This window comes from Planctomycetota bacterium (genome assembly GCA_026387035.1).
Taxonomy (GTDB): Bacteria; Planctomycetota; Phycisphaerae; order FEN-1346; family FEN-1346; genus JAPLMM01.
On the sequence record JAPLMM010000180.1, the window covers coordinates 1 to 3,547 of the forward strand.

A 3,547-nucleotide genomic window follows, 5' to 3' on the forward strand; every position below is an offset into this window, starting at 1 on the left:
CGGGGTGGCGATTCCGCACGCGAAGCACGAATCGGTTCGCGGCGTGGTGGGCCTGGTGGCGCGGAGCGCGGGGGGCGTGGAGTTTTCGGCGCTGGACAGCCGGCCGGTGCACTTGCTCTTTCTCTTGGTGTCGCATCCGGATAGGCCGGAGGACCACCTGAAGGCGATGGAACACGTTTTCCGGAGCATCAAGAACGACAACTTGCGCCGCTTCCTGTTGCGGGCCTCCAGCCGGGAGGAGATCATCGACCTGTTGCGGGAGGCGGACGAGGAGTTGGGTTGAAGAACGGGCGTGCATCTTTGGCGCCGGCGAGCGAGATGAACACGTGCCGACAAGAGATATCGAGATCACGAACGCGACGGGTCTTCACGCGCGGCCGGCGGCGAAATTTGTGGAGATCGCCAGCCGATTTCGCAGCCAGGTCGCCGTCCATAAAAACGACCAGATGGTGAACGGCAAGAGCGTGTGGGACATGCTGACGCTCGACGCCGCCGCCGGCACCATTCTTCGCCTGGAAGTCGAAGGCGACGACGCGGAGGAGTGTCTGACCCGGTTGACAGAACTGCTTCGGGACCCGGACAACGAGCAGGCCGACTCCTGAAACGGCCGAGCGAACCCGATGGAAATACGCAAAGGCATTCCCGTCTCGCCGGGTCTGGCGATCGCGCCGGCGATCGTTCTGGACAGCGAGCAATTCCGGATTCCCCGCCGCAGCATCGCGGCGGAGGAGGTCGAGACGGAACTGGCGCGATTCCGCCAGGCGGTGGAGAGGGCGCAGGGCGAGATCCGCGAGTTGAAAGAGCGCGTGGCCCGCGACGTGGGCGAAGAACTGGGCGCGATCTTCGACGTCCAGGACGCGCTCATGACGGACAAGCGCCTCCACGAGGAAGTCCACGAACTGGTCGAGCGCGAGCACTACGCCGCCGAGTACGCCGTCTCCACCGTCCTGAAGGCCTACGCCCGCAAGTTCCTCAAACTGCCGAACCGCTACATGGCCGAACGCGTCGCCGACGTTTACGACATCGAGAAGCGGCTGCTGAGGCACCTGATCGGGGCGAAGCGCGAGACGCTGGGGCGCCTGACGGAGCCCGTCATCGTCATTGCGCACGACCTGACGCCGAGCCAGACCGCCAGCCTCGATCGCTAGAAGATCCTGGCCTTCGCGACCGACGGCGGCGGGCGCACGAGCCACACAACCATCGTCGCCCGGGCGATGAGCATCCCGGCCGTGGTGGGCCTGCAGACGATCACGGCCGACGTGTCGGGCGGCGACATGGTGGTGGTGGACGGCAACCGGGGCCTGGTGATCATCAACCCGGACGAGGAAACCATCTCACGGTTCCACGAGACGGAGCGGCGATTCCGCCGCATGGAGGAATCGCTGGGGAACCTGAAGGACCTCCCCGCGGTGACGCAGGACGGCCACGAGGTTGCGCTGTGGGGCAACATCGAGTTCCCGCACGACGTCGAGATGTGCCTGGCCCGGGGGGCGAGCGGCATCGGCCTGTACCGCACGGAGTTCCTTTACCTGGACCGCGAGGACGACCCGACCGAGGAAGACCATTACCAGGCTTACGCCGAGGCCATCGAGGCGCTGGACGGCCGGCCGATCACCATCCGCACCTGCGACCTCGGGGCCGACAAGTTCACCCACCTCTCCGGCGAGTACGACGAGCGGAACCCGTTCCTGGGGTTTCGGAGCATCCGGTTCAGCCTCCAGCACATCGGCCTGTTCCGGACGCAACTGCGGGCGATCTTGCGGGCCAGCGCCCTGGGGCCGACCCGCGTCATGTTCCCCCTGGTGACGAACCTGAAGGAACTGCGGCAGGCCAAGATGATCCTGGCCGACGTCCGCGAGGACCTCGAGGAGGAGGCCATCCCGTTCGACCGCGACCTCGCGATCGGCATCATGGTCGAGGTGCCGAGCGCCGCCCTCATGGCCCGCAACTTCGCCCGCGAGTGCGACTTCTTCTCGATCGGCACGAACGACCTCGTGCAGTACACGCTGGCGGTGGACCGCTCGAACGAGCGGGTGGCGGGGCTGTACACGGCCGGCCACCCGGCGGTGCTTCGGCTCATCCGCGAGGTGGTCCAGGCCGCTTGCGACGCCGACATCCAGGTCGCGGTCTGCGGCGAGATGGCCGGCGAGCCCATGTACACGGTCCTTCTGATCGGCCTGGGGGTCCACGCGCTCAGCGTCTCGCCTGCCACGCTCCTCGAAGTCAAGAAGGTCATCCGCAGCGTGACGATGGACCAGGCGCGGGAGGTCACGGACAAGATTTTCTCGTTCGATTCGGACCGCGAAGTGGACGCGTACCTGTCGGAACTGACCCGGCGACTGCTGCCGGAAATGGCGGTCTGATCCGCCGGCGGCACGCCGGACGGAAAACAAAAGGAGACATTGCAATGGATCGTCGGCAATTTCTGAAGACCTCGCTGGTGGGCGCCGGTATGATGGCCGGACTCCGCGTGGCGGGCGATGCGATGGCCGAGGAAAAAGCAGCGGAGAAACCCTTGAAACAAGGGGTCCTGAAACTCTGCAGCCAGGACGGCAAAATTCCCGGCGGCAGCCTCAAGGAAAAGGCCGAGAACATCCTCAAGTTCGGCGGATGCGGCCTCGAATTTGGCGGCCTGAGCGTCGAACGGGCCAGGCAGATCAAGCAGGAACTGGCGGGCACCGGCGTCGGCGTGGCCGCCCTGTGTGTCGCACGGTTCTCGCTGCTGCACCCCGACGCCGCCGAGAACGCCAAGGGCCTCGAGCGCCTCAAAGAAATGCTGACGGCCGCGGGCGAGGCCGGGTCCACCGGCGTCATCGTCGTGCCGGCCTTCAACCGCGACCCGCAACTCGAGGGCGACGAGGGCCGCAAACGCCTCCTCGACACGCTGCCGGCCCTCGGCGAACACGCGGTCAAGTGCGGCACGCGGGTGCTCCTGGAGCCGCTCAACAAGGGCGAGGCCCACTTTCTGAACCGTCTGGCCGACGCCGCCGACATTTGCCGGAAAATCAACAGCCCCGGCATCTGCTTGATGGGCGACTTCTATCATATGTGCAAAGAAGAAACCGACGACGAGCAGGCGATCCTGGCGGCCGACGGCCTGCTGCACCACGTCCACCTGGCCAGCCGCATCCGCTGGCTCCCGGGCCAGGACCACCTGAAGGAGCCCGACAAGCCGGAGCGGAGTTTCGTCGCCGGGTTCCGGGGCCTGAAGAAGATCGGCTACCAGGACTATTGCAGCCTCGAATGCCATGTCGAGGGCGACCCGATGGTCGAGATTCCGAAATCGTTCGCGTTTCTGAAGAGTGAGTGGGAAAAGGCGACGGTGTAACGGCCGCCGTCCGCCACGCACAACGAAGCCGAGAGAGGAGATGGCCCATGAAGATGCACGAGCAGGAATCCAGCGGGAGCAGCCGGAGCGAGGTTTCGCGCCGGGAATTTTTGAAGACGTCGCTGGTGGGCGCCGGTATGATAGCCGGACTCCGAGTGGCGGGCGATGCAAGAGCCGAGGAACAAGCCGCCGTGAAACCCGTGAAACAAGCGGTCCTGA

Annotated in this window: 5 protein-coding genes; all 5 read left to right on the plus strand. The window is 65.7% G+C overall.

All coding sequences use genetic code 11. The annotated features are described in order from the left end of the window. Positions 1-283 (plus strand): PTS sugar transporter subunit IIA (locus tag NTX40_06525; GenBank protein ID MCX5648734.1); only part of this gene is annotated, 283 nt, incomplete at its 5' end. A gap of 43 nt (positions 284-326) precedes the next feature. Next, the gene (locus tag NTX40_06530) at positions 327-602 is read left to right on the plus strand and encodes an HPr family phosphocarrier protein (GenBank protein MCX5648735.1); all 276 of its coding nucleotides are present in this window, start codon (positions 327-329) and stop codon (positions 600-602) included. An 18-nt stretch (positions 603-620) separates the two neighbouring features. Next, on the plus strand, positions 621-1,148 hold the full coding sequence (locus NTX40_06535; protein ID MCX5648736.1) for a hypothetical protein: 528 nt from the start codon (positions 621-623) through the stop codon (positions 1,146-1,148). A gap of 6 nt (positions 1,149-1,154) precedes the next feature. Beyond that, the gene (ptsP, locus tag NTX40_06540; GenBank protein ID MCX5648737.1) at positions 1,155-2,363 is read left to right on the plus strand and encodes a phosphoenolpyruvate--protein phosphotransferase; all 1,209 of its coding nucleotides are present in this window, start codon (positions 1,155-1,157) and stop codon (positions 2,361-2,363) included. Positions 2,364-2,407: 44 nt separating this feature from the next. Further along, positions 2,408-3,328 (plus strand): sugar phosphate isomerase/epimerase, encoded by a 921-nt coding sequence (locus tag NTX40_06545; GenBank protein MCX5648738.1) that lies wholly within the window; start codon positions 2,408-2,410, stop codon positions 3,326-3,328. The last annotated feature ends 219 nt before the right edge of the window (positions 3,329-3,547 follow it).

Bases quoted from the DNA above. Each gene is read 5' to 3' on its own strand.
- NTX40_06535 (MCX5648736.1), top strand. From the start codon at position 621: ATGGAAATACGCAAAGGCATTCCCGTCTCGCCGGGTCTGGCGATCGCG.
- NTX40_06545 (MCX5648738.1), top strand. From the start codon at position 2,408: ATGGATCGTCGGCAATTTCTGAAGACCTCGCTGGTGGGCGCCGGTATG.